24 protein-coding genes are annotated in these 24,366 nt (G+C 69.8%); 11 read left to right on the forward strand and 13 right to left on the reverse strand.

Annotated elements, in window-relative coordinates:
• Window positions 1-2: 2 nt before the first annotated feature.
• The 3 genes from argF to K7G59_RS00880 are packed head-to-tail and all read right to left on the reverse strand — an operon-like array spanning window position 3 to window position 3,769.
• A complete protein-coding gene (gene argF / locus K7G59_RS00870; protein ID WP_225829814.1) occupies window positions 3-1,004 on the reverse strand; it encodes an ornithine carbamoyltransferase in 1,002 nt (333 codons plus the stop codon).
• Between the two features lie 34 nt (window positions 1,005-1,038).
• The gene (locus tag K7G59_RS00875; protein WP_225829815.1) at window positions 1,039-2,244 is read right to left on the reverse strand and encodes an arginine deiminase; all 1,206 of its coding nucleotides are present in this window, start codon (window positions 2,242-2,244) and stop codon (window positions 1,039-1,041) included.
• A 34-nt stretch (window positions 2,245-2,278) separates the two neighbouring features.
• Window positions 2,279-3,769, reverse strand: coding sequence for an APC family permease (locus K7G59_RS00880; RefSeq protein WP_225829816.1), 1,491 nt, complete (start codon window positions 3,767-3,769; stop codon window positions 2,279-2,281).
• Window positions 3,770-4,297: 528 nt separating this feature from the next.
• Here K7G59_RS00880 and K7G59_RS00885 point away from each other — a divergent pair.
• Together K7G59_RS00885 and K7G59_RS00890 are read left to right on the forward strand one after the other, a co-directional pair.
• A complete protein-coding gene (locus K7G59_RS00885) occupies window positions 4,298-4,762 on the forward strand; it encodes a Crp/Fnr family transcriptional regulator (protein ID WP_225829817.1) in 465 nt (154 codons plus the stop codon).
• 27 nt (window positions 4,763-4,789) lie between these two features.
• Window positions 4,790-5,500, forward strand: a complete 711-nt coding sequence (locus K7G59_RS00890; RefSeq protein WP_225829818.1) for a CBS domain-containing protein — start codon at window positions 4,790-4,792, stop codon at window positions 5,498-5,500.
• 200 nt (window positions 5,501-5,700) lie between these two features.
• Here K7G59_RS00890 and K7G59_RS00895 read toward each other — a convergent pair whose 3' ends face one another.
• Entirely contained in the window at window positions 5,701-6,372 is a 672-nt protein-coding gene (locus K7G59_RS00895) for a response regulator transcription factor (protein ID WP_225829819.1), read from the reverse strand.
• Window positions 6,373-6,664: 292 nt separating this feature from the next.
• On the opposite strand from K7G59_RS00895, the gene K7G59_RS00900 reads away from it, so the two are divergent.
• The 3 genes from K7G59_RS00900 (at window position 6,665) to K7G59_RS00910 (ending at window position 8,746) form a co-directional block, all read left to right on the forward strand.
• Window positions 6,665-7,063: a hypothetical protein gene (locus K7G59_RS00900; RefSeq protein WP_225829820.1), complete on the forward strand. Its 399-nt coding sequence runs from the start codon at window positions 6,665-6,667 to the stop codon at window positions 7,061-7,063.
• A gap of 202 nt (window positions 7,064-7,265) precedes the next feature.
• A complete protein-coding gene (locus tag K7G59_RS00905; RefSeq protein ID WP_225829821.1) occupies window positions 7,266-7,958 on the forward strand; it encodes a CBS domain-containing protein in 693 nt (230 codons plus the stop codon).
• Between the two features lie 323 nt (window positions 7,959-8,281).
• Window positions 8,282-8,746: a pyridoxamine 5'-phosphate oxidase family protein gene (locus K7G59_RS00910; protein ID WP_225829822.1), complete on the forward strand. Its 465-nt coding sequence runs from the start codon at window positions 8,282-8,284 to the stop codon at window positions 8,744-8,746.
• A gap of 113 nt (window positions 8,747-8,859) precedes the next feature.
• On the opposite strand, the gene K7G59_RS00915 is transcribed toward K7G59_RS00910, so the two are convergent.
• Window positions 8,860-9,300, reverse strand: coding sequence for a pyridoxamine 5'-phosphate oxidase family protein (locus K7G59_RS00915; protein WP_225829823.1), 441 nt, complete (start codon window positions 9,298-9,300; stop codon window positions 8,860-8,862).
• Window positions 9,301-9,662: 362 nt separating this feature from the next.
• On the opposite strand from K7G59_RS00915, the gene K7G59_RS00920 reads away from it, so the two are divergent.
• On the forward strand, window positions 9,663-10,262 hold the full coding sequence (locus K7G59_RS00920; protein ID WP_225829824.1) for a hypothetical protein: 600 nt from the start codon (window positions 9,663-9,665) through the stop codon (window positions 10,260-10,262).
• A 250-nt stretch (window positions 10,263-10,512) separates the two neighbouring features.
• A complete protein-coding gene (locus K7G59_RS00925) occupies window positions 10,513-10,878 on the forward strand; it encodes a hypothetical protein (RefSeq protein WP_225829825.1) in 366 nt (121 codons plus the stop codon).
• 65 nt (window positions 10,879-10,943) lie between these two features.
• Here K7G59_RS00925 and K7G59_RS00930 read toward each other — a convergent pair whose 3' ends face one another.
• Together K7G59_RS00930 and K7G59_RS00935 are read right to left on the reverse strand one after the other, a co-directional pair.
• Window positions 10,944-11,405: a hypothetical protein gene (locus tag K7G59_RS00930; protein ID WP_225829826.1), complete on the reverse strand. Its 462-nt coding sequence runs from the start codon at window positions 11,403-11,405 to the stop codon at window positions 10,944-10,946.
• A 191-nt stretch (window positions 11,406-11,596) separates the two neighbouring features.
• Window positions 11,597-12,076 (reverse strand): hypothetical protein, encoded by a 480-nt coding sequence (locus K7G59_RS00935; RefSeq protein WP_225829827.1) that lies wholly within the window; start codon window positions 12,074-12,076, stop codon window positions 11,597-11,599.
• 91 nt (window positions 12,077-12,167) lie between these two features.
• On the opposite strand from K7G59_RS00935, the gene K7G59_RS00940 reads away from it, so the two are divergent.
• Window positions 12,168-12,572: a MerR family transcriptional regulator gene (locus K7G59_RS00940; RefSeq protein ID WP_225829828.1), complete on the forward strand. Its 405-nt coding sequence runs from the start codon at window positions 12,168-12,170 to the stop codon at window positions 12,570-12,572.
• A gap of 167 nt (window positions 12,573-12,739) precedes the next feature.
• The gene (locus tag K7G59_RS00945; protein WP_374114184.1) at window positions 12,740-13,234 is read left to right on the forward strand and encodes a hypothetical protein; all 495 of its coding nucleotides are present in this window, start codon (window positions 12,740-12,742) and stop codon (window positions 13,232-13,234) included.
• A gap of 329 nt (window positions 13,235-13,563) precedes the next feature.
• Here K7G59_RS00945 and K7G59_RS00950 read toward each other — a convergent pair whose 3' ends face one another.
• A complete protein-coding gene (locus K7G59_RS00950) occupies window positions 13,564-14,958 on the reverse strand; it encodes a hypothetical protein (RefSeq protein ID WP_225829830.1) in 1,395 nt (464 codons plus the stop codon).
• A gap of 634 nt (window positions 14,959-15,592) precedes the next feature.
• On the opposite strand from K7G59_RS00950, the gene K7G59_RS00955 reads away from it, so the two are divergent.
• Complete coding sequence (locus K7G59_RS00955; protein ID WP_225829831.1) at window positions 15,593-16,813, forward strand: metallophosphoesterase; 1,221 nt, start codon at window positions 15,593-15,595, stop codon at window positions 16,811-16,813.
• A gap of 265 nt (window positions 16,814-17,078) precedes the next feature.
• Here the strand turns inward: K7G59_RS00955 and K7G59_RS00965 are convergent, their stop codons facing one another.
• From K7G59_RS00965 to K7G59_RS00980, 4 genes are all read right to left on the reverse strand, one after another.
• The gene (locus K7G59_RS00965; protein ID WP_225829832.1) at window positions 17,079-17,603 is read right to left on the reverse strand and encodes a DUF4232 domain-containing protein; all 525 of its coding nucleotides are present in this window, start codon (window positions 17,601-17,603) and stop codon (window positions 17,079-17,081) included.
• A 147-nt stretch (window positions 17,604-17,750) separates the two neighbouring features.
• Window positions 17,751-18,719 (reverse strand): zinc-binding dehydrogenase, encoded by a 969-nt coding sequence (locus tag K7G59_RS00970; protein ID WP_225829833.1) that lies wholly within the window; start codon window positions 18,717-18,719, stop codon window positions 17,751-17,753.
• Window positions 18,720-18,873: 154 nt separating this feature from the next.
• Window positions 18,874-20,040, reverse strand: coding sequence for an acyl-CoA dehydrogenase family protein (locus K7G59_RS00975; RefSeq protein WP_225829834.1), 1,167 nt, complete (start codon window positions 20,038-20,040; stop codon window positions 18,874-18,876).
• Between the two features lie 66 nt (window positions 20,041-20,106).
• Complete coding sequence (locus K7G59_RS00980; protein ID WP_225829835.1) at window positions 20,107-21,753, reverse strand: acyl-CoA carboxylase subunit beta; 1,647 nt, start codon at window positions 21,751-21,753, stop codon at window positions 20,107-20,109.
• 294 nt (window positions 21,754-22,047) lie between these two features.
• On the opposite strand from K7G59_RS00980, the gene K7G59_RS00985 reads away from it, so the two are divergent.
• Window positions 22,048-22,839: a putative protein N(5)-glutamine methyltransferase gene (locus K7G59_RS00985; RefSeq protein ID WP_225829836.1), complete on the forward strand. Its 792-nt coding sequence runs from the start codon at window positions 22,048-22,050 to the stop codon at window positions 22,837-22,839.
• Window positions 22,840-23,046: 207 nt separating this feature from the next.
• Here K7G59_RS00985 and K7G59_RS00990 read toward each other — a convergent pair whose 3' ends face one another.
• Complete coding sequence (locus K7G59_RS00990; RefSeq protein WP_225829837.1) at window positions 23,047-24,333, reverse strand: condensation domain-containing protein; 1,287 nt, start codon at window positions 24,331-24,333, stop codon at window positions 23,047-23,049.
• Between the last annotated feature and the right edge of the window lie 33 nt (window positions 24,334-24,366).

Raw genomic sequence — 24,366 nt, forward strand, 5'->3', positions numbered from 1 at the left:
CTTCAGTCCTCCAGGGTGGCGACGAGCACGGCCTTGATGGTGTGCAGCCGGTTCTCCGCCTGGTCGAAGACGATCGAGGCGGGCGAGGAGAAGACCTCGTCGGTGACTTCCAGCCCGTTCAGGCCGTACGCCTCGAACAGCTCCTGGCCGAGCCGGGTGCGGTGGTCGTGGAGCGCCGGCAGGCAGTGCATGAACTTCACGTCCGGGTTGCCGGTGAGGGCGAGGGCCTTGTCGTTGACCTGGTACGGCAGCAGCAACTCGATCCGCTCCCGCCAGGTGTCGGCCGGTTCCCCCATGGAGACCCAGACGTCCGTGTGCATGAAGTCGGCGCCGCGTACAGCGGTCTCCACGTCCTCGGTGAGGGTGATGCGCGCCCCGCTTCGGCCGGCCACCTCACGGCATGCGGCGACCAGCGAGGATTCCGGCCACAGCGCCTTGGGCGCGGCGATCCGTACGTCCATGCCGAGCAGGGCGCCCATCGAGAGCAGGGAGTTGCCCATGTTGTTGCGGGCGTCACCGAGGTAGCAGTAGCTGATCTCCGTGAGCGGCTTGGGACTGTGCTCCCGCATCGTGAGCATGTCGCAGAGGCTCTGGGTGGGGTGTGCGGTGTCGGTCAGCCCGTTGTAGACGGGGACGCCGGCGTGGGCGGCGAGGTCGGTGACGAGGGATTGAGCGGAGCCCCGGTACTCGATGCCGTCGAACATGCGGCCGAGGACGCGGGCAGTGTCGGCGATGGATTCCTTCTCACCGACGTGGGTGTCGCCAGGGCCGAGGTAGGTCGTGGCGGCACCCTGGTCGGCGGCGGCGACCTCGAATGCGCAGCGGGTGCGGGTGGAGGTCTTCTCAAAGATCAGGGCGAGGTGCTTGCCGGTGAGCCGGGGCTGTTCGGTGCCGGCACGGCGGGCCTTCTTGAGGCCGGCGGCGAGGTCGAGAAGGTGGTGGATCTCGGCGGCGGTGAAGTCGAGTTCGCTCAGGTAGGAGCGGCCTCGCAGATTCGTGGTCATGGTGGTGGCTTCCCTTTTTCGGGTTCAGGCGGCTTCAGTCGCGTTCGATGGGGCAGCTCATGCAGCGTGGGCCGCCGCGTCCGCGGCCGAGTTCGGCGCCGGCGATGGTGACGACCTCGATGCCCTGCCTGCGCAGGTAGGTGTTGGTCGTGACGTTGCGCTCGTAGCCGACGACCACGCCAGGAGAGACGGCGAGGAAGTTGCTGCCGTCGTCCCACTGCTCGCGCTCGGCGCTCCGGATGTCCTGGGGCGCGGAGAGCATGCGGACCTTGTCGAGGTCGAGGGCTTCGGCGAGCGCGGTGGCCAGGTCGGAATTGGGGGCGACTTCGAAGCCGCAGCCGCGGGTGTCGCTGGGCGTCAGCGTCCACGAGCGGAGGGAGTCGGCGAGGCCCGGGTAGATGGCGAAGGCGTCGCGGTCGACCATGGTCAGCACGGTGTCGAGGTGCATGTAGGCGCGGGCCGCGGGCAGTTGGACGGCGATGAGGCGGTTCGCGGTGCCGTGCGCGAAGAGTCTGGCGGCGAGGTTTTCCACCGCCTGTGGGGTGGTCCGCTCGCCCGTCCCGACCATGACGGCACCGTTGCCGAGGACGTGTACGTCGCCGCCTTCGAGGGTGCCCACGGCGCCGTCGAGGAGCGGTTCGGGGGCGGCCGGGGCGAACATGGGGTGGAAGCGGTAGATGGCCTCGGCGTGCAGGCTCTCGCGCCTGCGAGCGGGTTTGGCCATCGGGTTGACCGACAGCCGGTCGTACATCCAGCAGGAGTTGTCGCGCGGGAAGAGGTGGTTGGGCAGCGGGGCGAGGGCGAAGTCGTCGGCGCCGAGCGCGTTCCACACCAGGCTGTGCGGGGCGGCGAGCGGCAGGTCGCTCTTGAGGAGGCCGCCGATGAGGTAGCCGGCGAGCGTCTCTCCGTCCAGCTCGGTGCACAGTGCGCGCACCGGGTCGATGAGGGCCGGGCCGACCGCAGCCGGGGTGACGACGCGGTCCAGCAGCCAGTCGCGGGCCTCGGGCACGTCGAGGGTCTGGGCGAGCAGGTCGGCGAAGTAGTGGACGCGGGCGCCGTGGTCGCGCAGCACCTGGGCGAAGGCGTCGTGCTCTTCGCGGGCCCGCTTGGCCCACAGGATGTCGTCGAAGAGCAGGGCGTCGACGTTGCGCGGGGTCAGGCGGGAGAGTTCAAGGCCGGGGCGGTGCAGGATCACCTGGCGCAGGCGGCCGACCTCGGAGTCGACGTGGAAGGTGTTCATCGCGGGAGTTCCTCCGTGTTGCGAGGGGTGGGTGTCAGTCGTGGTGGCGGAGGTCGTTCCGCTTCCGGGGGCCGCCTGTGCGGTTCGTACGCAGCCCACGGGAGAGCCGGGTGGCCGGCGGGGGCGTTTCGGGTGCCCGCTCCTGCTGGGCCGGGATCACCGCATCCCTGGGCGCCGTCGTCTCGCCGTACGTGCCTTGCCCCCGCTTGAGCCAGACGTAGACCGGCACGCCGAGCAGCAGCACGAACAGGCCGTAGTAGACGGTCTGGTAGCCGCTGCCCTGGATCGACCAGTACGAGAAGGCGAGCGCGAGCGCGGCGACCGTGACGTCACGGGCCAGTCGGCGAGGTGTGAGGCTGTCACGGCCTCGGACCAGCAGCCAGTAGAGCTGGGCGGCGGCGGAGAACAGGTACGGGATGACTGCGGTGAGCACGCTCAGCAGCACGATCTTGGTGAAGACGTCCTCGAAGCGCGTGTAGCTGAACACCGTGATCAGCGAGGCCAGTACGGCCGAGGCGACGATGCCGAAGGCGGGGACGTCGTTCTTTCCGCGCAGCCGGGCGAAGGCGGTGGGGAAGAGTCCGTCGCGGGCGGCGGCGTACGGCATCTCGGCGCACAGCATCGTCCAGCCGTTGAGGGCGCCGATGCCGGAGACGATCGCTGCCACCGCGACAATGTCACCGGCCCAGGTGCCGCCGAAGATGGTGTTCGCGGCATCGGTGAACGGCGCGGTCGAGCCGCCCAGCTTGCCATGCGCGACGGTGCCGAAGACGGCGAGTGTGCCCAGGATGTAGATGACGGCGCAGACGAGGGTGCCGTAGACAGTGGCGCGCGGCACGTTCCGGCCCGGCTCACGGACCCGGCCGGCGACCACCGAGGCGGCCTCCAGCCCCAGGTAGCTGAACAGGGCGATGGCGCCGGCGGCCGAGATCGCGCCCAGCGCCGACTGGCCGCTGGCGTTGAACGGGCCGAAGTTGTGGGCGTCGATGAACAGCAGCCCCACGGTGGCCATGAAGACCAGCGGCACGAACTTCAGCACGGTCGTGATCACCTGGAACGCGCCCGTGTTCCGGACGCCCGTGAGGTTGATCGCGGCCGGTATCCACAGCCCGACCAGGGCAAGAAGCGCCGAAATCCACTTACTGTGACCGGTGTTGACGAAGACTTCGACGTAGCCGACCCAGGCGACGACGATCGCCGCGTTGCCCGCCCACGCGGTGATCCAGTACGACCAGGCGTTCAGGAACCCTGCGAACTCGCCGAAGGCCTCACGGGCGTAGACGTACGGTCCGCCGCTGGCGGGCACACGCTTCGACAGGGCGCCGAAGGTCAGCGCCAGCGCGAGCGCGCCGAGGGTGACGGCGACGAAAGCGACGAGGGAGATCGGCCCGTAGGGCGCGAGCGCGGACGGCAGCGCGAAGACGCCTGTGCCGATGATGCTGCCGATGACGAGCGCGGAGGCGGCGGGGAGGCCGAGCGCCGCCTGGGGCGCCGTCCCCTTTCCGCCTCCTGTGGTTCTGGGCATGCCGGTAACTCCTTGTGCAGGTCGCTTGCGGGTCGGTCGAGCCGCCAACGATCCTTCTGCGCCCCGCCGATCCGGGTCAGCGGCCACACGGCCCCGGCGTGGCCCCGATGGTCCCCGTGCCCGAGCCCTCTTGGTCCACGCCGACGGGCCCGCAGTCCGGCCGGTGTCACGGCGGGGGCCTTTCAGCCGGTACCTGAGGGCCGACCGGCCCTCTTCCGGGCAGCAGCCCCCTGCTCGACTCTCGAAGGCAGCAACCGCAGCCGTTCTCTCAGGACACGACGTCAACCAGGCTGCGATGCCACGTTCTTGCTGCTCTGACGAGGTGGGGCGCTTCTCTCCCCCGGTCCCCCACGAGCAGCGAGGTTCGTCCGTACAGGTCTCATGTCGGGGGAGGCACGACGCCCGCGCGACGGCCGTCCTCGGCCTCGGACCGGGTGGCCCGCGCTCCGGGCCGAATGGCCCCTCGCTCGCTTCAGGCCACCGCCAGATGCTGGCCGTGGCAGTCCGTACATCCCCAGGAGGCACGCCATGAACGGTCACCTCACCCCCAGCATGCCGCGCGCTCTGCCCGTCGAGCACCGGCAGCGGCTCATGCGGCTCGCCCGGGAGGTGACCATCCCGCAGGGGACCCGCCTCTTCAACGAGGGCGCCCGCGCCGACCGGTTCTGGATCATCCGCACCGGCACCGTCGAACTCGACATGCGTGTCCCCGGCTGCCGCCCCGCCGTCATCGAGACGCTCGGGCACAACGCACTCGTCGGCTCGTCCTGGCTGTTCGCACCCCACGTATGGCATCTGGGTGCCGAGGCGATGACCCCGGTGCGAGCCTACGAGTTCGATGCCGCGTCCGTCCGTGCCCTGTGCCGGGACGACCCGGCCCTCGGCCAGACCATGACGCAGTGGGTCGGCGACGTGCTCGCCCACCGCCTCCGCTCCGCCCGGACCCGGCTACTGGACCTGTACGCGCCGTACGGCGCCGGAGCCATGGTCTGAGCGGACCGCAGCGACGAAGGAGTCACCATGCACGGCACCCCGCACATCGTCAGCGACGTCATGACGCACACGGTCGCCGCAGTCGGCCGCCGGGCCGCCTTCAAGGAGATCGTGCAGCTGATGCAGGACTCGAAGGTCAGCGCCCTGCCCGTGCTGGAGGGCGAGGGCCGCGTGGTCGGTGTCGTCTCCGAGGCAGACCTGCTGCCTAAAGAGGAATTCCGCGACAGCGACCCCGACCGGGCCACCCAGCTGCGCCGCCTGGACGACCTGGCGAAGGCCGGCGGGCTCACCGCGGAGGACCTCATGACCTCCCCCGCCCTCACCGTCCGGGCGAACGCGACCCTCGCCCAGGCCGCGCGAACGATGGCACAGGCCAAGGTCAAACGGCTGCCGGTCGTCGACGAGGTGGGGATGCTGGAGGGCATCGTCAGCCGCGCCGACGTGCTCAAGGTCTTCCTGCGGGACGACGAGGAGATCGCGGAGGAAGTACGCCGAGAGGTCGTGTCGGACGTCTTCCCCGCGCCGACGTCGGCCGTGCGCGTGGACGTGCGGAACGGCGTCGTGAAGCTCACCGGCCAGGCCCGGGACACCTCGCTCGTCCCGGTCGCCGCACGCCTGGCCCGAGCTGTCGAGGGCGTGGTCGACGTGGAGTTCGCACTCATACGACCCGACCGTCCGACCCCGCCTGAAACGACCACCGCCTCGGCGCAGGACGACGGAAAGCTGTCTCCCGCATGACCCATAGGAGCGCGACGGGGTGCCTGGCTAGCCGTCCGTCACCAGTACCCGCCAGACGAGCGAGACGGTGAGGCAGAGCTCGCGGCCGTCGGTCGTCAGTGCGACCTCGGCGCGGTCGGCATGCGCGTGCCGGGCGGTGTTGGTCAGGGCCTCCGAGAGGACGGTGGCTGGGCGCGAAGCCCAGGACCGGTGCTCCCTTCCTACCGCTGCCGGTCCTGTACCTGAGTGGCGATGACGGCGGCCTGGATGCGCCGCTCGACGCCGAGCTTGGCGAGCAGGCGGGAGATGTGGTTCTTCACCGTCTTCTCGGCGAGGTACAGCCGCTGACCGATCTGGCGGTTGGTCAGCCCCTCCCCGATCAGGGCCAGGACCTCCCGTTCACGTTCGGTCAGGCCCTGCAGCTCGTCCGGCTCCGGCTCCTGCTGCTGGCCGCCGCGCAGCCGGGCCATCAGCTTGGTGGTGGCGCTCGGGTCGAGCAGGGACTGGCCGCTGGCCACGGTGCGTACGGCGGACACGAGATCCGAACCCTGGATCTGCTTCAGTACGTAGCCGGACGCGCCCGCCATGATCGAGTCGAGCAGAGCCTCCTCATCGTCGAATGAGGTCAGCATCAGGCAGGCCAGCTCGGGCATCCGGGAGCGCAGTTCCCGGCACACGGTCACACCGTCGCCGTCGGGCAGGCGTACGTCGAGCACCGCCACCTGCGGGCGCAGCGCGGGGACGCGCACCAGGGCCTGCTCCACCGTGCCGGCCTCGCCGACCACCTTGATGTCCGGCTCGTCGTTCAGCAGGTCGCGCACGCCGCGCCGCACCACCTCGTGGTCGTCCATCAGGAAGACCCGGATCGCGCTGCCCTGCTCGCCGTCCACCATCGAAAAACTCCTTGCTCTGCGTTCCGCGCCGATGCCCGCCGGTGGACAGGACCGGCATGCCCACCGAGATCTTTCCCGTATGCGGACCGAAGGGCCAGGGCCGGTCGGCCCCATTCCACCTTGCCAGACGGACCCCAGGGGCTTGCCGGCACCGCCTGGGCATCCGCGTCGGGCCGCCTCGCCACGCGAACAGGCCCCATGGCCCTGTCGCCGGGGCCGGAAAGCCCTGGGGCTCAACCGGTGCTCGCAGCAGTCTGGAGCCGCTGCCCGACGATCAGAAGGAGCGGAGAACATGACTGCCAAGGACACCGGCACCCACGACATCACCAGCATCGCGGTACAGGTGCGGGCGGAAGGCGACGTGGACGAGGACGCGCTCTCGTACGTCCGTAACAAGGTCGACGCGGCGCTCAGCCGGCCGGGACTTCCGGAGGTCACCGGCGTGGTACGCATCGCCAGGGCCGCCGCGCACCACGTCGAGCGGCCCTGGTCCGCCCGGGCCGAGATCCACGTGGGCAGCATGCTCGTGGTCGTGCACGCGGAGGAAGCCAGCGCCGGCGAACTCGCGGACCGGTTGCAGGACCGGCTGCGCGGCCAGATCGAGACCGCCCTTCACCGCAAGGACGCCGCCCGCCGGACGGCCACTCCGCCTCCGTGGCGCGGCGGCCGTACCGACGGCAAGCGGCATTAGAGCCCTCCGCCCCTGTGGCACGAGGCGGGTCGGCCCTCCTTCCGGTTACGTCTGGCCCTGCCCCCCTGGTGCAGCCGACTGTGAGGCTGAAGAGGCACCAGGGCAAGGAGTGCGGCGGGGCTCGGGCAGGGCCGCTGTGACGCCGTGTGGAACGCGCGGCTCCATGGCCCCTCGCTCGGGCTCGGTCAAGGAGGGAAGCCCTATGAAATCACGCACTGTCGGCGAGATCATGACCAGCGACGTCGTGTGCGCGAGCCGGGAGACGTCGTCCGAGGATGTGCTGCGGCTGCTGAACCGGCACCGCATCCGTGCGCTCCCGGTCGTGGACCACGACGACAAGGTGATCGGCGTGGTCTCCGGCAGCGATCTCGCGCAGGGGCGGATGGCCCGAGCACGAACCGGTCGGGACCGCTGGTTCCGGTTGCCGGGTCGGGGGCGCTCGGCGCATGGCTCGGCGGCCGGGGCTGCGGGGGAGCTCATGACGAGCCCTGCGGTCACGGTTCATCCGGAGCAACGTGTATCGGATGCCGCACGGGTGATGGAGCGCCACCAGGTCGACCGGCTGCCCGTGGTGGACGAGGAGGACCGCATCATCGGCATCGCCACCCGTCGTGACCTGCTTCGGGCCTTCCTGCTTACGGACGAGGAGATTCGTCGGCAGCTGAGCGAGGAGGTTCTGCCCGGCGTGCTGGGCCTTCCCCCTGGCGCGGTCACCGTCTCCGTCCGGGACGGCATGGTCGTACTGGACGGGTGCCTCCTGCAGAGCAGTGACATCCCGTCGGTGATCCGGTCGATCTGGCGTGTGGACGGGGTCGTCGGTGTGATGAACCGTCTGCGGTTCGCGGACCACAACTGCCGGCCGCCTGCTGAGGAGCTGCGTGGCGAAGCGCCCTGAGCTGAACACCGCACCGGCGGATCAGCGGGTCCTGCCGCGGATGCCTGCTCGGCCGTCCCCACCACGAGGACGCGCAGGGTGGCCCGGCCGCGAAAACAGGGCCGAACGGCCCTGGTGTGGGAAGCCTCGGTGCCGTTCCAATGACCTGATCGATCTGTCCGTAGCTCCCGCTCGCCAGACGCCACGGACAGGGAACCGCCCGCGCCCAGGAGGACAGCCCACATGCGCACCAGTCGTCCCGGCGGTGGCGGGGCGCGCGAAACCCACGCCGCGCCGGCTGGAGACACACCACAGTGAGCAGCGAGTCCCTACGGAAGCCCGCCATGACCATCGACAACGTCCAGTCCGTTCCCGCCGGGCCGCGCCGCAGCGTCGAGCTCGACAGCGACGAAGCCCTGCGGCTGCTGGGCAGCGTTTCCTTCGGCAGGATCGTCTTCACCCGCCAGGCGCTGCCCACCGTCCGCCCGGTCAACCACGTCCTGGACGACGGCGACATCATCATCCGCACCCATGAAGGCGCTGCTCTGACGTCGCGTGCCCGGCAGGCGGGCGCCCCGGGCGTCGTCGTCGCCTACGAAGCAGACACCATCGACCCGGACACCCACCTGGGTTGGAGCGTAGTGGTCACCGGCTATGCGCACCTCGTGACCGATTCTGCGGAACTGGCCCGCTACCAGGCACTGCTCCGCCCGTGGGTGAACCAGACCATGGACTACGCGGTTCGGATCCGGCCTGACCTGATCACCGGCGTCCGGCTCACCGCGGCCGAGGAGCCCGGAGCAGCCTGACCACGGTCGCCTGCCGTCATCGGTGGCGGTCTCAGGAACCGCCGTCGCTCCGTCGTCCGGCCGCTTTGGCCACAGGGCCGCCCGGCCCATCTGCGAGCAACAGCGCCCTGCGGTCACGCGGAGAGGTGCAAGCCGTAGATGGTGCGGCCGGCGAGGAGTTCCCGCCCCGTGACCACTTCGGGCTCGATGCGCACGAGCACCTCCTCGGGTGAGGGCACCCAGGAACAGAGGCCGAGCCGGTCCAGGCGTTTCAGCTCGGCCTCATCGGTCACGACCGCGGCGCGACCTGTGACGACGACGCTCCAGCCGGCCTGCGCGACCGCGTTGACCGCGTCCGCCTCGAAGGCCACGACCGCGTCATCGACAGCACGAGCCAACTCCGAAGCCGCCGAGGTGCGCAGCACCACAGCGCCGTCACAGTCCAGGCGGAAGTTGACCGGCAGGACCGCGGGCAGTGCCTTTCGCGTGTAGACGATCCGGCCGACGGGGACCGTCGCCAGCATGCGCAGGCACTCCTCACGACCGAGTACGCGGAATCCATCGTTCGGGTCCATGAGCCTGCCCGCCTCTCGCCTGGTGGGGGGATTTACGCTCCATGGTGTGCCAGGCAACGGCCGCAGATGAGGGGCCACCAGTCCCGCCCTCGCCGGAGAGCGGCCCGAGGAAGAGTGCCGCGAATGGGGGCCAACCGTCCCTCTCTCGTCGTCCATGGCCTGGACGTCCTCCACCCGTACGGTGTCCCGGCCTCGGTCGACCACCGCCGGGAAGCGCCACGGCGCTTGGCACTCGCGGCACGGAACGACGCATCCGTCTCCCGGTTGACCCGGTCGGCCCTCGACCTGCGGCTGGTCGGCCCATGCGACGGTACGGCTCGTGCCGTCACTGTCGTGGAGTGAGGACGAGGAGGGGCGGAGAGATGCGCGACGACAAGCAGGCCGGCAGGAAGCCCATGCGTATGAGGCTGCCGCTGTGGCGGTGGCGGAGCAGTCCGATCCGGCGACGCGACGACGTCCTGGAGGCGTGGCTCCTTCTCGCCATGTGGCTACTCATCGTGGTGGGCGGAACGGTGGCCGGCGCGGTGACCGCCCACGCCGCCGACCGTTCGTTCGCCCGGCAGCGGGCCGAGCGGACCCCTGTCCGTGCCGTGCTCCTGACGAACGTCCCGTACTCGGCGGTGTCGGAGGCGGGCAACGACCTGGTCTCGGCGAAGGTTGGCTGGACGGCCTCCGACGGCTCCACCCGCAGCGGCAAGACACTGGTGAGCACCGGGCGGAAGGCCGGCTCCACGGTCACGATCTGGGCGGATCATCACGGAAAGCTGAGCGCCCAGCCGCCGACTCCCAGCAAGGCGACTGTCGAGGCAAGCTTTCTGGGAGCGTCGGCCGCCCTCGCACTGAGCGGGTTGGTCTTCGGCGTCGGGAGCGCCGGACGGTGGTGGCTGGACCGGCGGCGCATGGAGCAATGGGGCACCGAGTGGGACCTGGTCGGCCCACGGTGGAGGCACATGACGAGCTGACCTCCGCCCCGAGCACCATGTCACTGTTGCCGATCTTGTACGCGCCCGGGACGTCTCCAGCGCATCGACGACTGGCTCGTACGGAACAAACCCTGGTCGGTTGGACGGTCGAACCCCGCGTCGGTGCCGCTGCCTCGTCGGAAACACGGATGCGCCGACAGCGCTTGGCGGCTCCAACGGCATGTTCACAGCTCCATCCGTGGTCGTAAGATCATCCGCTGGTGGTCGACACAGCTTGTGGGAGGCGAACTTGGAGAGACCGGACGACCGCATCGCATCCGTCCTGCGCTTCGCTGCGGAACTCGTCGCCTGGGTGGCAACTCCCTGGGCCTTGTCCAAGTACTCATGGCTGCTTGCCGTCTTGGCGGTGGTGGTACTGATCGGCCTCCCGACCGTCTTCTCCACTCCGGGAGACAAGGCGCAGGTGATCATCCCTGTCCCGGGTACGGTCACGATCCTGCTCGTGGTGCTCCAACTCGCCGCCGCCGCGATCGCCGCATGGTCGGCTTGGCCCATCTATGCGGCAGTCCTCGTCTCTCTCCTCGTGGCCGCCACCCTCGTTACGGAACGTCGACGCTGGCAGTGGCTGCTCTCCACGGACCGGCACACCGGCTGAGCTGCTGAGGGGGGCACCGGAGTGCGTTCGCCCTCCGGGCAGGCCCGCCACTTCCCGGCCTCTCCCTATCCTTCGGCGAAGTACGTATACGGCGCCACCGAGACTCCTTCGCAGACCGCGCGTTCGTCGTCCTCGCCGGCCTCCGGGTCGAGGTCGCCCGCCCACAACGAATGCATGGACCACACGGAGAAGCCGGCGTGGAAGTCGTGGCCGATGTCCGAGGGTGTGCTCGAGTGCCCCAGGGCGTGGAGGTCCGCGACGACGTCATCCAGAAAGCGATGGGTCAGCTGAACCCCGTCGTAGTGCGCTTCGGCATCGCCGTCTTCGCCGCTGTAGCCGATCTCGACAAGTTCGACCGTCTCGTCAGCCGCGTAGGTGATCACCAGTGTGGGTGAGGTGGTGTAGACGGCCCGCTGTCCGCCTGGGCCGTGATACGGAGACCCGACGCGCTCCTCAACCTGCGAGCGCGGATCGCCGATCCTGACGAGGGCCACGCCTTGTCCTGGAATGATCTCCATGTCGACCATCCTGCCGGCCAGGCCAACCACTCGGGAGTCCGCGGAGAGATCAGAGCGCCGCCGCTGCCTCTGGCAAAGGACTGTGAACGCGGCTTGACGTGGGGCATCAAGCCGCGTTGGTGGCCTCTTTGCACACGTCGGTGGGAACGGGAAAGCGTACACGCCCATCGGTGAGTGGCATGGGTGGGCGTGTTCCCGCATCACCGACTCGCTGTGCTCAGGGGGCCTCCGTCGGCCGGGCCGGCGTCGTCGCCTACGAGGTCGGCGTTTCGGCCCCTCATCCACGGGACAAGCTGGAGGACGCCGAATGCCACCTCGAGGGCGAAGAAAGCCCACAGGAGCCGCGACACACCGTGGGCCAGCGCGTATGCCTGCCACGTGGCGAACAGGGTACGCGCGATGCCATCGAGCAGACCGTGCTCCGGCAGCGGCCTGACGATGCGCAGAACGGCCCAGACGACCACCACGGAGCCCATCAGGTTGGCGAACAGGACCTGCCACGGGTCGAGTTCCGGCAGAGCGCCAAGTCCAAGCGCATTGCCGCACGATGACAGTGCGTCGTGTACGAGCGCATAGGTCCACGGCGTGGCGAATCCCGCTGTGACGACCAGGTCGTACCACGCACTCGCGTGTACGACGCGGAGATAGGCTGGCTGCTCAGGGGTGTGCAGAAGGTTCACGGTGAGGCTCCAACCGGTTTCGTGGAAGCAATGCCTCACGCTAAACATTGGAGTACGGTCCAAGGTCAAGCCTGATATCTGATGGAGGGGCATGCGCATCGGTGAGCTTGCCGCGCAGGCAGGCATGACCAGGGATACCATCCGGTTCTATGAGAAGGCCGGCCTTGTCGAAGGTCGGCGTCTACCCAACGGGTATCGCGACTTCCCGCCCGAAACGGTGGTCTGGCTGAAGTACATCCGCACTGCGCAGGCGCTTGGATTCTCCCTGGCGGAGATCGCGCGGAACGGCGAGAGACTGCGCGAGGCACCGGACACCGCGGTAGCGTTGTCAGCGCTCTTCGAGGAGAAGATTCAGGTCATCGACACGCGTATCGCCGACCTTGCCGCTCTCCGGGCCGACCTGGCCGCGCGCGTCGGCACCGGCTGCCCACTACGGGCGGCCAGCCCGCCCGTCAGAGCGGGGGACGAGAGCGTCGCGGCTCCGACCGGTAAGTGACCACCGACGGGAATGCCGATTGAACGGGTTTGCCGATCACCATGGACATGCGTCAGCGTCGTTCGGTTCCGCCCAAGGCTTGAGGGCGCACGGCTGAACGCGGAACTGTGGCGGATCTCACGGCCGACTGGCAGGTCGCAGTTTGACGTGTGGATCCCGGCGTGGCGATGAAGTGGACCAAGGAGGCGGCTCCGGTGGAGCGACAAAGGCGTGACCGGGCGCCTTCCGCGTACCAACAGGCCATGCGGGATCGGCTTCTTGCCGCTCCCGTGGTGCCCGCACATGCTGCTGAGCTGGAGCCGCTCAGGCGCCACCTCCGTGATCCCTCGTTCGAATTCGTTGTGGGGCCCGGGTGGCGTGCTCTTGTGCTGCTGTGCCATGAGGCGGTTGTCGCGGCGTTTCCCGAGTACGAGCTTCTGGCGGTGAAGCAGAAGTGGGCGGCCCTGTCCTTCCAGGCATTTCCTCGGCCGTGGAAGCGGGGTGGAAACTGGACGTCCGACGAGGCGGTCAGGCTCGGCGCGCTGTTGGCCGAGTTCACGGCCGCCAGCGAGCACATCTGCGAGCGCTGCGGCAACGCTGGAACCCTGCGCGAATCCCGGCCGATCGAGCTGACCCTCTGTGATGCGTGCGAGCCCTGCGTGGGGCCGGACGGCCGCCTATAGGGTTCGGGATGCAGTCTCTCGGAGCTCCGTGCCGCAGGCTTCTCGCCCTCCGGGCGGACCCTTGCCGTAGCGACGAGCAGCGATCTGTCCCTGTGGACTCGCGGCGACGGCCGCAGCCGCAGTAGTAGCGGTGATCAGCTAGAACCTGGGAGTTGAGGTCGGCAGTCTGCTGATTCTCGACGGCCATAGGGCGCAGGCCACGACGTTCCAGGTACGGCACCTGTTCCTGGTGGCGTGCCACGGAAGGCTTGCCGGGCTGCGGGCGACTCGCGGGGGGACCCCGTTGCGCCCGAAGAGGACACGTGCTCTGCGCTTCTTATCTGTCCGCGTCAACGAGGGATCCCTGCATCGTCCAGGTATTGGTGCATGGCTTCCGTGGGGAGGCTCGGGTTGCTGAGGGCGTGGGAGGAGGTCTCCGGATTCCCGCAGCTCTGGAGGATGAGATCGACTGGCAGCGCGGGGTGCGCGGCTGCCATGGCACGTACACGATCGTCGGGGTCGGCAAGCAACCGGACCACAGCGTCGACGGGCGCTTCGGCGTCGAGCCCCACGAGCCATCGTTTCTCTGGATCCGGGTCGTCGGCGAAGCGTTGTCCGGCGCCTGTGCTCGGGAAGTTCGGGTGCCGCAGCAGGGCACCCTTGGTGATGACCTGGCAGTCCAGATACACCTGCAGCACCACTTCGCCGTCGACGGTCGGTTGGTTTTCACAGAGCAGAAGTCGCACGGCGTAGTCGTGGTCCACGGAGAGCAGGTCGATGGCATCGGCAGGCAGGTGCCGGCTGTAGGCGGCACTGCGCCGTAGCAGGGTGTTGGCCGACTTGGCGCATTGGCGCAAGACGTCGGGATCGGCGCAGTGGCGAACCCATTCGACGGGATAGTGCCGGTCGGACGGGCTGATGGTGACGTCGATGGCGGTACGTTCAGTCTCCGTCAGCTCGGGTCGTACCGATACCGCCAGCCGCACGCTGTGCGCGTCGTCGTTCGCCAACGTCCGGACGATCTCGACGGGAACGTTGAGGTTGGCCGCCAGCTCCCGCCGGTCCTCCTCCTCGGTGCTTGCTGCGAGCCGTTCGGCAGTCGCCGTGCTCATGGCGCCGTACCTGATCACATCCTGCCTGCCGAAGCGGCCAATTCCTGCGTCGAGGAGAAGGTCCGTGTAGCCCGCGTCATCGTGGCAGGCCTCCATCATGGCTGCCTGACGCACTTTGTCATCAACGTCGCGGAGCAGACGGCTTCGGGTGTCCTCGGAAAGCAAGGCCCATTGGCTGCAGGCTGCCTGCCGAAGGTCCGCTTCCTGGTGGTCGGCGAGCCCGGCAACCAGGCTTGGAGCCGTGTGGCGGGAGAAGGCTGCGCTTCGGCGGACCCGTGGTTCCGGATCGGCAAGCAGGCGCTGCTGAGCGGACAGGGGCAGCGGCTGCACCGGGATGCGGAACCAGTCTGGTCCGATGGCCAGAGCATGGCGGACACGTGGATCGGGATCGTCCACGAGCCGGGCGCGTTGATCCTCCGTCACCGCGGCGTTCTCAGCGAACGCTGTCCGCAGCCTGCGGTCGGGATGCATGACGATGGCGTCGACCGCCTTGTCCGGCAGAGCGCGCCAGGCGATCATGTCCCAGGCCGCTTTGGCTTCCTCGCACAGCAGCCTGATCAAGACCTCGGCCGGTGCCGCAGAATTTCGCGCGATCGCAGCAATGGTCTCGCGGTGACCGCATTCTCCACGCATGGTGGCCCTCCCCCGTGTTCGCCAGCGGCCGTCGTGGGCCCGCAGATTGTGGGCATGCCGCGTGTCCAAGGTCAACGTCGGCGATCACGCTCTACCGCAACAGCCACAGGTAGGTGCCCTTCCACGAGTGATGCTCAGCAGGGAGGCGCACCATCCGCGGGAAAGGGCTGTGAGCACGGCTTGACCTGGGTCAACCGGCCCCGGGAGAACCAGGACGCGGTCAGCAGCAGGGTCAGGTCCAGGAGGAGACAGGTGGCCACGCCCGGTTCGCTCAGGCCGCGCGAGCAAACTCCCCTCACACCACCCGTTCCACTCCCCCTTGACGTGCGTGTTGCGCCAGCCGTAGTCAGCATTGGTCGGACTCATGCTGACCCAATGCTGACAGTGAGGCCGGCACTCGCCATCATCGGCTCAGGTCATCGTCCCGCCGGCGCGCGCTCCGCCGGCGGCAGTACCAAGCCGGGGCAGTAGCGCCCTGATCGCGGCTCATGCCAAGGGAGATGTCTGCGGCGGGGCCTTCCATCCCGCAGAGAGCCCTTCGTCCCAAGGGGCCGCGTCCATGAACGCCGGTCGGCCGGCCCGAGGGCGACCGGATACAGTGCGCGAGACGGCAGCCTGGTCAAGGAGGGGAAGCGTGACCGACACGAGCAGCACCCGGCCCGCCGAGGGCGAAGCACAAGCTCCGCGGCAGAGCCGACTGCACCGCCTGATGCGCTACCTCCCCCTGATCGCCCCCTTCCTGCTGTGGGCCGTGCCCTGCTGGGTGCTCCTGTACACCGGCCAGCACTGGCCGCTGCCCGTCACGCTGGTCGGCACCGTCCTGTTCGTCCTCGGCCTCATATGTATGCCGCTCGCGATGGTGCGCGGCCACGGCCGGCGTCAGCAGGACCGGGCGGCGATAGTCGGTGACACCCTGCTGGGCACGAGCTGGGTTCTGTTCACCTGGTCAGTTCTGTTCGGCGTCCTGTTGCGGCTCGCCCTGACCGTGGCCGGCGTCGGCGAGAGTCAGGGCCGGGCCCGCATCGTCACGTGGGCCGTCCTCGGCGTAACCGCCGTGCTGCTCGCCTGGGGGTACGCCGAGGCCCGCCGTGTGCCACGCGTGCGCCGACTCGACGTGCAACTCCCGCGGCTGGGTGCCGGGCTGGACGGCATCCGTGTCGTCCTCATCACCGACACCCACTACGGCCCACTCGATCGCGCTCGCTGGTCGGTACGGGTTTGCGAGACGGTGAACACCCTGGAAGCCGACCTGGTCTGCCACACGGGCGACATCGCGGACGGCACGGCCGAACGCCGCCGCGCCCAGGCCGCCCCACTCGGAACCGTGCGGGCCACCCGGGCCCGCGTATACGTCACCGGCAACCACGAGTACTACAGCGAGGCCCAGGGCTGGGTCGACCTGATGGACGAGCTGGGCTGGGAGCCGCTGCGCAACCGCCACCTGCTGCTCGAACGCGGTGGCGACACCCTCGTGGTCGCCGGCGTGGACGACGTCACCGCCGAGTCGTCCGGCCTGGCAGGCCACCGCGCCCACCTCGCCGGAGCCCTGAACGGCGCCGACCCCGACCTACCCGTCCTACTCCTGGCACACCAGCCCAAGTTCATCGACCGGGCAGCAGCCGCCGGCATCGACCTCCAACTCTCCGGCCACACCCACGGCGGCCAGATCTGGCCCTTCCACCACCTCGTCCGCATCGACCAGCCCGCCCTCGCCGGCCTCAGCCACCACGGCACCCGCACCCTCCTCTACACCAGCCGCGGCACCGGCTTCTGGGGCCCGCCCTTCCGCGTCTTCGCCCCCAGCGAGATCACCCTGCTCGTCCTCCGCAGCCCGCACCTGCCCACCGCGCCGTAGCACTCGACGGACCGACACATCCGCGCAGACAACCCTCCGTGCCCTTGGCGGTGAGCTTGAGCACGGGCGCCGGGTTTTCCGGCTCCTGGCCGCCCTGTGCCTCCTCGATCGAGCGGACGATCGTGCCGTCGGAGTAGGAAGACCCTCGGCTTCACCTCCGGCGGCAGGACCCTGGGCACCGCCGGAAAGGACGGACGGTGTGCCTGTGGGACGTAGGCCGCTACGCAGCCGCCCTCTCGGCCCAGCCGTCGGCATCAGGGTCGCCTCAGCGCAGGTGAGGCGGACCCAACTGGACGGTGTCGCTGCACACCTGGGTGGGCAGCCGGTGTCCCTGCGCATCGGTCGGGTGCACGAAGGAGCCGTAGTCGTGCTGGGCGGGGTGGGGCGGCACCACGTCACTGGACGCGTTGTACTCGCCCGAGATCCAGCAGCTCTCGCGCGGGACTTCGTGCGGCTGGTAGAAGAGCGGGAAGTCGACCGTCCGGCCCGGCTTCAGCTCCAGCCGGACCGGCACGGCCTTCTTCACGGGCTCCGACTGCACGTCCTGCGCCTTGCCGACCCAGACGTCGAGCTGCGGGTAGCCGTCGAAGGCACAGGGCCGTGCACGTCTGTTCGTCGCGCTGAGCATGGCCGTCGGTGCGCCTGCCGGCTTGTCGGCCAGGAGGGTCCATTTCCAGCGCAGCTGGTGGGAACCGCAGGCGGCGGCGCGGGTGTGGCCCCCACCGCAGGAGCTCAACCCCAGCAGTACCGCCAGGGTGAGTATCAGGACCGTTGCCTTGCGCTGTGCCATCAGGTCCTTCCCTCGTGGAGAGGCCCCCTGCCTCCGCGGACAGACAGATGCAGCCTCTCCCCGGGAGGTTCCGGCAGACGGGTCGGCATCGGCCCTGACGCCCTCGTAGCCGGGCGCCCGGTGCGTACGGACCGGGCGCCGCGCGTTCTACGGCCAGCTCAGTACGAGGTTGCCCCGGACGTCGCCGTCCAGCAGGCGCTTGAACGCCGCCCGTGCGTCCTGGGGCGGCATCACCTCGTCCACGAGGGGCCTGATTCCCGTGGCGCGCATCAGCGCCAGCATCCGCGCGTATTCCTCCCGCGTGCCGCTGAACGAGCCGACGATGTTGATCTGATGGAAGTAGACCCGGTGCAGCCGGGCCGGCGAGACGTCGCCGGAGGTGGCGCCGGCCACGACGACCGTGCCGCCGTTGCGCACGCTGTGCAGGGAGTGGGTCCAGGTGGCCCTGCCGACGCTGTCGATGACGGCGTCCACCTGTTCGGGCAGTTCCGCGTTGGGTGCGAACGCCTCGTGGGCCCCCAGACGCCTGGCCAGCTCTCGCTTGTCGGCGGTACGGCTGGTGGCATAGACCCTGAGCCCACCGGCCACCCCCAGCGTGATCAGCGCGGTGGACAGACCGCCCGCGGCGCCCTGCACGAGCACCGAGTCACCGGGCAGCAGCCGGGCCTTGGTGAACAGCATGCGGTACGCCGGCAGCCAGGTGCAGATCAGGCAGGCCACCTCTTCCCAGGTCAGCTCGTCGGGGACCGGCAGCAGGCTGACCGCGGGCACGGCGATGTACTCGGCCAGCGTGCCCGGCCGCGCGCCGACGAGTTGCGCGGCCGGCAGGACCAGGGTCTCGTCCGTGGTGCCCGGCGGGGACTCCAGTACGGGATAGAGCGTCACGCGGCGGCCGTCAGGGGTCTCCCCCGCCGCCTCGCAGCCCAGGATCCGCGGGTACTTGTCGTGGTTCAGGCCGACGCCCTTCAGGGTCCACAGGTCCTTGTGGTTGAGGGAGACCGCCCTGACCCGCACGCGCACCCACCCCTCGGGCACCGCGGGATCGGGGCGCTCGCCCACGACCAGGGCGGCCAGCGGATCCTCGGCGTCGGGTCGTGCTGCGTAGACGGCCCTCACGTTCCCACCCTCCCGTGCCGGCTCATGCCCCGCGGGTGCTGACCCGTCTCCCGGCCAGGAGGGGGAATGTCGTGACGCTGCATGGCAACTCCTCGTTGTGCGGGGTGGTTCCGCTGTCGCGCGCTGCCGCAAGGCACCGTCACGCGCGGGGCCGTCAGCGGAATGCCTGAACGCCGGTGATCGCCCGGCCGATGCTGAGGGCGTGGACTTCCTCGGTCCCCTCGACGGTGAGTACCGCCTCCAGGTTGGACATGTGCCGCATCACCGGGTATTCGAGGGTGATGCCGTTGGCGCCGAGGATGCTGCGGGCACTGCGGGCGACCTCTGCCGCGCAGCGCGCATTGGCCAGCTTGCCGAGGCTGAGCTGCGTGGGCACCAGCCGGCCGGCCTCCTTGAGCCGGGCCAGCCGCAGCGCGGTCATCCCGGCGTGCGTGATGTCCACGACCATGTCCGCGAGCTTGCGCTGGGAGAGCTGGAAGGAGGCGAGCGTACGGCCGAACTGCTCGCGCCGGGCGGCGTACTGGAGCGCGCTTGCGTAGCAGGTACGGGCCGCGCCGACCACACCCCAGATGATGCCGAAACGCGCCTCGTTCAGGCACGAGAGTGCCGTCTTCAGGCCCTGGGCCCCGGGAAGGGCGGCCGTGGCGGGGAGCCGTACCTCGTCGAGGGTGATCCGGGCGGTGTTCGAGGCACGCAGGGCCAGCTTGCGGGTGATCTCCTGGGCGGCGAATCCGCGCGTGCCGGTGGGCACGAGGAAGCCGCGCACACCGTCCGCCGTGTCTGCCCAGATCACGGCGACATCCGCGATCGCGCCGTTGTTGATCCAGGTCTTGGTGCCGTTGAGCACCCAGTCGTCCCCGTCACGGCGGGCGAACGTACGCATCGAACCCGGATCGGAGCCCGAGTCCGGTTCGGTCAGGCCGAAGCACCCGAGCGCCTCTCCCGTGACCATGCGGGGCAGCCATTCCTGCCGCTGCTCCTCACTGCCCCAGCGGTGGATGGCGCACATGGCGAGGCAGCCCTGCACGGACACGAAACTGCGCAATCCGGAGTCCACCGCTTCCAGTTCACGGCAGGCGACGCCGTAGGCGGTGGCCGACAGGCCCGCGCAGCCGTAGCCGTCGAGCTGCATTCCGAACAGCCCGAGCGCGCCGAGTTCCTTGGCGATCGAGCGGGGCAGCTCTCCGCGCTCGTACCAGTCCGCGACCTGCGGCAGCACCTCGGTTGTCGCATAGGCGCGCACGGTGTCCCGCAGGTCCCGCTCAGTGGCGTTCAGTTCGTCGTCAAGGTCCAGGAAGTCATGGGGATCGACTGTCTTCACCGCTTGAGTCCTTTTCGATCCGTCAACTGCGCATCTGGCAGGTGAGTTCTGGCAATCGGAGCCCGCTCAGAGCGGGATGTTGCCGTGCCTGCGGAGCGGGTCCTCCGCCCGCTTGGTCGCCAGCAGCCGAAGAGCCCGTCCGACCTGTGCACGGGTGTGCGACGGGGGGATGACCGCGTCGACGTAGCCGCGGTCGGCAGCGGCGTAGGGGGTGGCCCGGTCCTCGTACTCCCGCACCAACTGGGCGCGCCGCGCCTCCAGTTCATCGCCCTTCAGCCCCGACAGTTCCTTGCGGTAGAGGATGCCGACCGCTCCGGGCGCGCCGGTCACGGCGATCTGCGCGGTCGGCCAGGCCAGGTTGACATCGGCGCCCAGGTGCTTGGAGCCCATGGCTCCGTAGGCACCGCCGTACGCCTTGCGCGTGATCACCGTGATCTTGGGGACGATCGCCTCCGCGTACGCGTAGATCAGCTTCGCGCCCCGGCGGATGATCCCGTCCCACTCCTGGTCGACGCCGGGCAGGAAACCCGGCACGTCGACGAACGTCAGTATGGGCACGTTGAACGCGTCGCAGGTACGCACGAACCGCGCTGCCTTCTCGGAGGCGTTGATGTCCAGGCAGCCCGCCAGGTGCGTGGGCTGGTTGGCGACGACCCCGACACTGTGCCCGCCCACCCGGCCGAAGCCGACGACGATGTTGGGCGCGAACAGCCGCTGCACCTCGAGGAACTCGCCGTCGTCGAGCACGCGCGTGATGACCTCGCACATGTCGTAGGCCTGGTTGGACGAGTCCGGGACGATCGCGTCGAGTTCGAGATCGGTGGCGGTGAGTCCGTCGTCGATCGAACCCGACGCCGGCTGTGCCGCGGAGAAGACCGGAGGCAGGGAGAGGTTGTTGCTCGGCAGGTAGCTGAGGAGGTCCTTGACGTAGGACAGCGCGTCGTCCTCGTCGGAGGCCAGATAGTGCGCCACCCCTGACCGGGTGTTGTGCGGGCGGCCTCCGCCGAGGGTCTCGAAGTCGACCTCCTCGCCGGTGACGGTCCTGATGACCTCGGGCCCGGTGATGAACATGTGACTGGTCCGGTCCACCATGACGGTGAAGTCGGTGAGCGCCGGCGAGTACACCGCGCCGCCGGCGCACGCACCCATGATCAACGAGATCTGCGGGACGACTCCGGAGCAGCGTACGTTGCGGCAGAAGATCTCCCCGTAGCGGCCGAGCGTGCCGACACCCTCCTGGATGCGCGCACCGCCGCCGTCGTTGATGCCCACGACCGGGCAGCCGACCTTGGCCGCCAGGTCCATCAGCTTGACGATCTTGTCGCCGTGCACCTCACCGAGCGTTCCGCCGAACACGGTGGCGTCCTGGCTGAAGACGGCCACCGGGCGGCCGTCGATCGTGCCGGTGCCGGTGACGACGCCGTCGCCCATGGGGTGAGGTGCCGGCGCGCCGGGAGCCGTCGAGTGCCGGGCCAGCGCGTCGAGTTCGACGAAGGAGCCGGGATCGAGCAAGGCGTCGATGCGCTCACGGGCCGTTCCGCGCCCCTTCGCCCGCTGGCGTTCCACCCCGTCCGCACTGCCGGCGTGCAGGGCGGCGTCGATGCGTCGGTGGAGGTCGCTCACCTTGCCCGCCGTCGTGCGCGGGGCAAGGGGTTCGGTGGCGGCGACCGCTGAGACCGCGGAGACCCTCGCGGGGCCGGTGGCTGTGCTCATGACCGCGCAGCCGCCCGTCGCCGTGCGCGAGCGCACCGCGGCTCCGGGTCACGGCGCGTACCGCGGCCCCGTCCGGCGAGCCGCGCTGCGGACGTCACGCCGGCGCCCTCGCCGTGGGCCCCAACTTCCTTGGTCGTAAACTCCATTGGTCTCTCCTGCTAAGCTGCTGAACCGTCCGTTGGTCACCGTAAGTTGACATTCCGCACGCCACATCCCCCGGTCTGACGGCACCTGACGCATCCGCGGCCGGCGGGTCGGCTGTGTCGGTCGGGGTTCCTCCCTCGAAAGGCTTCGATGTCGATCACCCCTGCCGATGAGACGCTGCAGCGCACCGTGGCAACGCTGCGAGGAGCCGGATGCGTGTTCGCCGAGGAGGAGGCCCGGTTGCTCCTCGAGGCCGCCGCGACGCCCGCCGAGCTCGATGTGCTGGTGCGCCGCCGCGTCATCGGTGAACCGCTCGAAGTCATCCTCGGCTGGGCTGAGTTCTGCGGCCTGCGCGTCAGGGTGGACGCCGGCGTGTTCGTCCCGCGTCAGCGCACCCGGTTCCTGGTCGACCTCGCGGCGGGGCTGGCCCGGCCGGGCGCGGTCGTCGTCGATCTGTGCTGCGGAACCGGAGCGATCGGCGCCGCCATCGCCGCGCGGGTCGACGGGATCGAGTTGTCGTGCGCCGACGTCGACCCGAACGCGGTCCGCTGTGCTCGACTGAACGTCGGCCCCGGCGCTCACGTGTACGAGGGCGACCTCTACGACGCACTCCCGGACTCGCTGCGCGGGCGCGTGGACGTCCTGGTCGTCAACGCCCCGTACGTGCCGACCGACGAGATCGCCCTGATGCCTCCCGAGGCACGCGATCACGAACCGAGGCACGCACTCGACGGCGGCGCGGACGGCGTCGAGATCCACCGGCGGGTCGCCGCCGGCGCACGAACGTGGTTGGCGCCGGGAGGCAGCCTGCTGATCGAGACCAGCGAGGAGCAGGCCCCGGTCACGGCGCGGGCGATGGCCGACCAGGGGCTCGTCCCGAGCGTGTCGACGAGCGAGGAGTTGTACTGCACGGTGGTCGTCGGAGTCGTGGCTCACGACTAGGCGCCGCCCCCCGATCACAGCGGCCCTGGGATGGAAGCCGAGGACTCGATCACGGCTGCCGGCCACCGACCCGTACCCGGTCGACGCCGTGGCGGAGCACCAGGTGGTGGCGTTCACGCCGCTGCCGGTGGCAGCCGGCCTGGAGGAGCTCACGTCCCAGGGCTGAGCGGCCCGAACCGTCTGCCGGACGCCGGTTGCGCCGGGTCTTCACCCAGGCTGAACCGGCGCACGGCCGGCGAACTCCCGAAGTGTCGTGCTGACCTGGTCGTGGACCGCGTCCATCTGGCTTTCCGTGAAGCACTGGGTGCTGTAGGGCATTTCGATGCGGAAGCGGTCGTGGACCGTCATCAGCGAGGCGAGCACCGGGCCCTGCTGGAGGAACGACGGCGCCTTGCTGGAGACCGCGAACCCTCTCAGGTCGACGAACTCCAGTCCGGGCGGGGGCGGCGGGAGGGCCACGCGTCCGGCGTTGGTCACCACCAGGCTCGCCGCGAGCAGCTGCGGGTGGGCCAACAGCCGGTCCAGCGACTGCAGTTCCAGGGCCGGGTCGCCACGGTCGATGCCGGCGCTCAGGCCCGCGCCGAGACGACGGCCCAGTCCGACGAGGTCGGCCCCGGCCGGTACGTCGACCAGGTCCTGGTACCACGAGGCCGCGGGGATCATCACCTCGCGGCTCAGCGCGGGCTCCACGCGCTCGCGCAGGTCCACCGTGGAGACGCAGGCCAGCCGGTGGTCGTCGTACTGTGCGGGCAGGCCGGAACGTACGGCCGCGAGAAACGTCGCGGCCACCAAGCCATGCACCGACGCGCCGGCGCTCCTGGCGAACGCCAGCAGACCCGTCGTCTCGGAGGCGGTCAGCCGCACCCGGCGAGAGTGCGTCAGGCCTTCCTCGGGCGCCGCCCCGCCGGACCGGGCCGCGAGGTACGGAAGGGCGGCGACCGGGGCGCCTTCGGCCCGGTCGAGCCGCGCCTGGACGTAGGCGTCGAGATCGGCCTCGGCGCGGGGCGCGAGGCGGTCGTCGATCGCCACCGGCCAGTCCTGCCGCGGGGTGTCGGCGGCCGGGTGGGTGCCCGCCCGGATGCCGGCGTAGAGCTGCCACAGCCGGAAGAACAGGGCCATCGCGCTGCGGCCGTCGCAGATCACATGGTCGGCCCCGATGAGCAGGGTGTCCTCGTCCGCGCCGGTCAACAGCACCAGGCGGACCAGCGGGCCGCCGAGCGGCAGCGGTGTGTTCCACTCCTTGGTCAGCGCGTCCGGGTCGCCGGGACGCACGACCAGGCGTGGTAGCTCGTCGGGCGCCAGCGGACTGAGGAAACTGCCGTCGGCGTCCTGCGCGACGCGACAGCGCAGCGAGGGGTGTTCGGCCAGCAGCGCGGTGTATGCCGTGTCGAGCAGTTCGGGGTCGACTCCGCCGCGCACCACGCAGAAGCGCACGGCCTGCGTTCTGATCTCCCCGGCGTACAGGTTCTCCGAGCGGGACAGGTTGCGACGCATGTTCATCCTGTTCTGTCGTCGGTGGTGAGCGGC

The sequence above is a fragment of the Streptomyces sp. NK08204 genome (assembly GCF_020400585.1).
Taxonomy (GTDB): Bacteria; Actinomycetota; Actinomycetes; order Streptomycetales; family Streptomycetaceae; genus Streptomyces.

Excerpts from the sequence above, each read along its gene's own strand:
- K7G59_RS00930 (WP_225829826.1), bottom strand. The coding sequence starts at position 11,405 with ATGGTCGACATGGAGATCATTCCAGGACAAGGCGTGGCCCTCGTCAGG.
- K7G59_RS00965 (WP_225829832.1), bottom strand. The coding sequence starts at position 17,603 with ATGGCACAGCGCAAGGCAACGGTCCTGATACTCACCCTGGCGGTACTG.
- argF (WP_225829814.1), bottom strand. The coding sequence starts at position 1,004 with ATGACCACGAATCTGCGAGGCCGCTCCTACCTGAGCGAACTCGACTTC.
- K7G59_RS00980 (WP_225829835.1), bottom strand. The coding sequence starts at position 21,753 with ATGAGCACAGCCACCGGCCCCGCGAGGGTCTCCGCGGTCTCAGCGGTC.
- K7G59_RS00950 (WP_225829830.1), bottom strand. The coding sequence starts at position 14,958 with ATGCGTGGAGAATGCGGTCACCGCGAGACCATTGCTGCGATCGCGCGA.
- K7G59_RS00900 (WP_225829820.1), top strand. The coding sequence starts at position 6,665 with ATGACTGCCAAGGACACCGGCACCCACGACATCACCAGCATCGCGGTA.
- K7G59_RS00985 (WP_225829836.1), top strand. The coding sequence starts at position 22,048 with ATGTCGATCACCCCTGCCGATGAGACGCTGCAGCGCACCGTGGCAACG.
- K7G59_RS00910 (WP_225829822.1), top strand. The coding sequence starts at position 8,282 with ATGACCATCGACAACGTCCAGTCCGTTCCCGCCGGGCCGCGCCGCAGC.
- K7G59_RS00920 (WP_225829824.1), top strand. The coding sequence starts at position 9,663 with ATGCGCGACGACAAGCAGGCCGGCAGGAAGCCCATGCGTATGAGGCTG.
- K7G59_RS00885 (WP_225829817.1), top strand. The coding sequence starts at position 4,298 with ATGAACGGTCACCTCACCCCCAGCATGCCGCGCGCTCTGCCCGTCGAG.
- K7G59_RS00890 (WP_225829818.1), top strand. The coding sequence starts at position 4,790 with ATGCACGGCACCCCGCACATCGTCAGCGACGTCATGACGCACACGGTC.
- K7G59_RS00905 (WP_225829821.1), top strand. The coding sequence starts at position 7,266 with ATGAAATCACGCACTGTCGGCGAGATCATGACCAGCGACGTCGTGTGC.
- K7G59_RS00945 (WP_374114184.1), top strand. The coding sequence starts at position 12,740 with ATGAAGTGGACCAAGGAGGCGGCTCCGGTGGAGCGACAAAGGCGTGAC.
- K7G59_RS00990 (WP_225829837.1), bottom strand. The coding sequence starts at position 24,333 with ATGCGTCGCAACCTGTCCCGCTCGGAGAACCTGTACGCCGGGGAGATC.
- K7G59_RS00880 (WP_225829816.1), bottom strand. The coding sequence starts at position 3,769 with ATGCCCAGAACCACAGGAGGCGGAAAGGGGACGGCGCCCCAGGCGGCG.
- K7G59_RS00915 (WP_225829823.1), bottom strand. The coding sequence starts at position 9,300 with ATGGACCCGAACGATGGATTCCGCGTACTCGGTCGTGAGGAGTGCCTG.
- K7G59_RS00940 (WP_225829828.1), top strand. The coding sequence starts at position 12,168 with ATGCGCATCGGTGAGCTTGCCGCGCAGGCAGGCATGACCAGGGATACC.
- K7G59_RS00895 (WP_225829819.1), bottom strand. The coding sequence starts at position 6,372 with ATGGTGGACGGCGAGCAGGGCAGCGCGATCCGGGTCTTCCTGATGGAC.
- K7G59_RS00875 (WP_225829815.1), bottom strand. The coding sequence starts at position 2,244 with ATGAACACCTTCCACGTCGACTCCGAGGTCGGCCGCCTGCGCCAGGTG.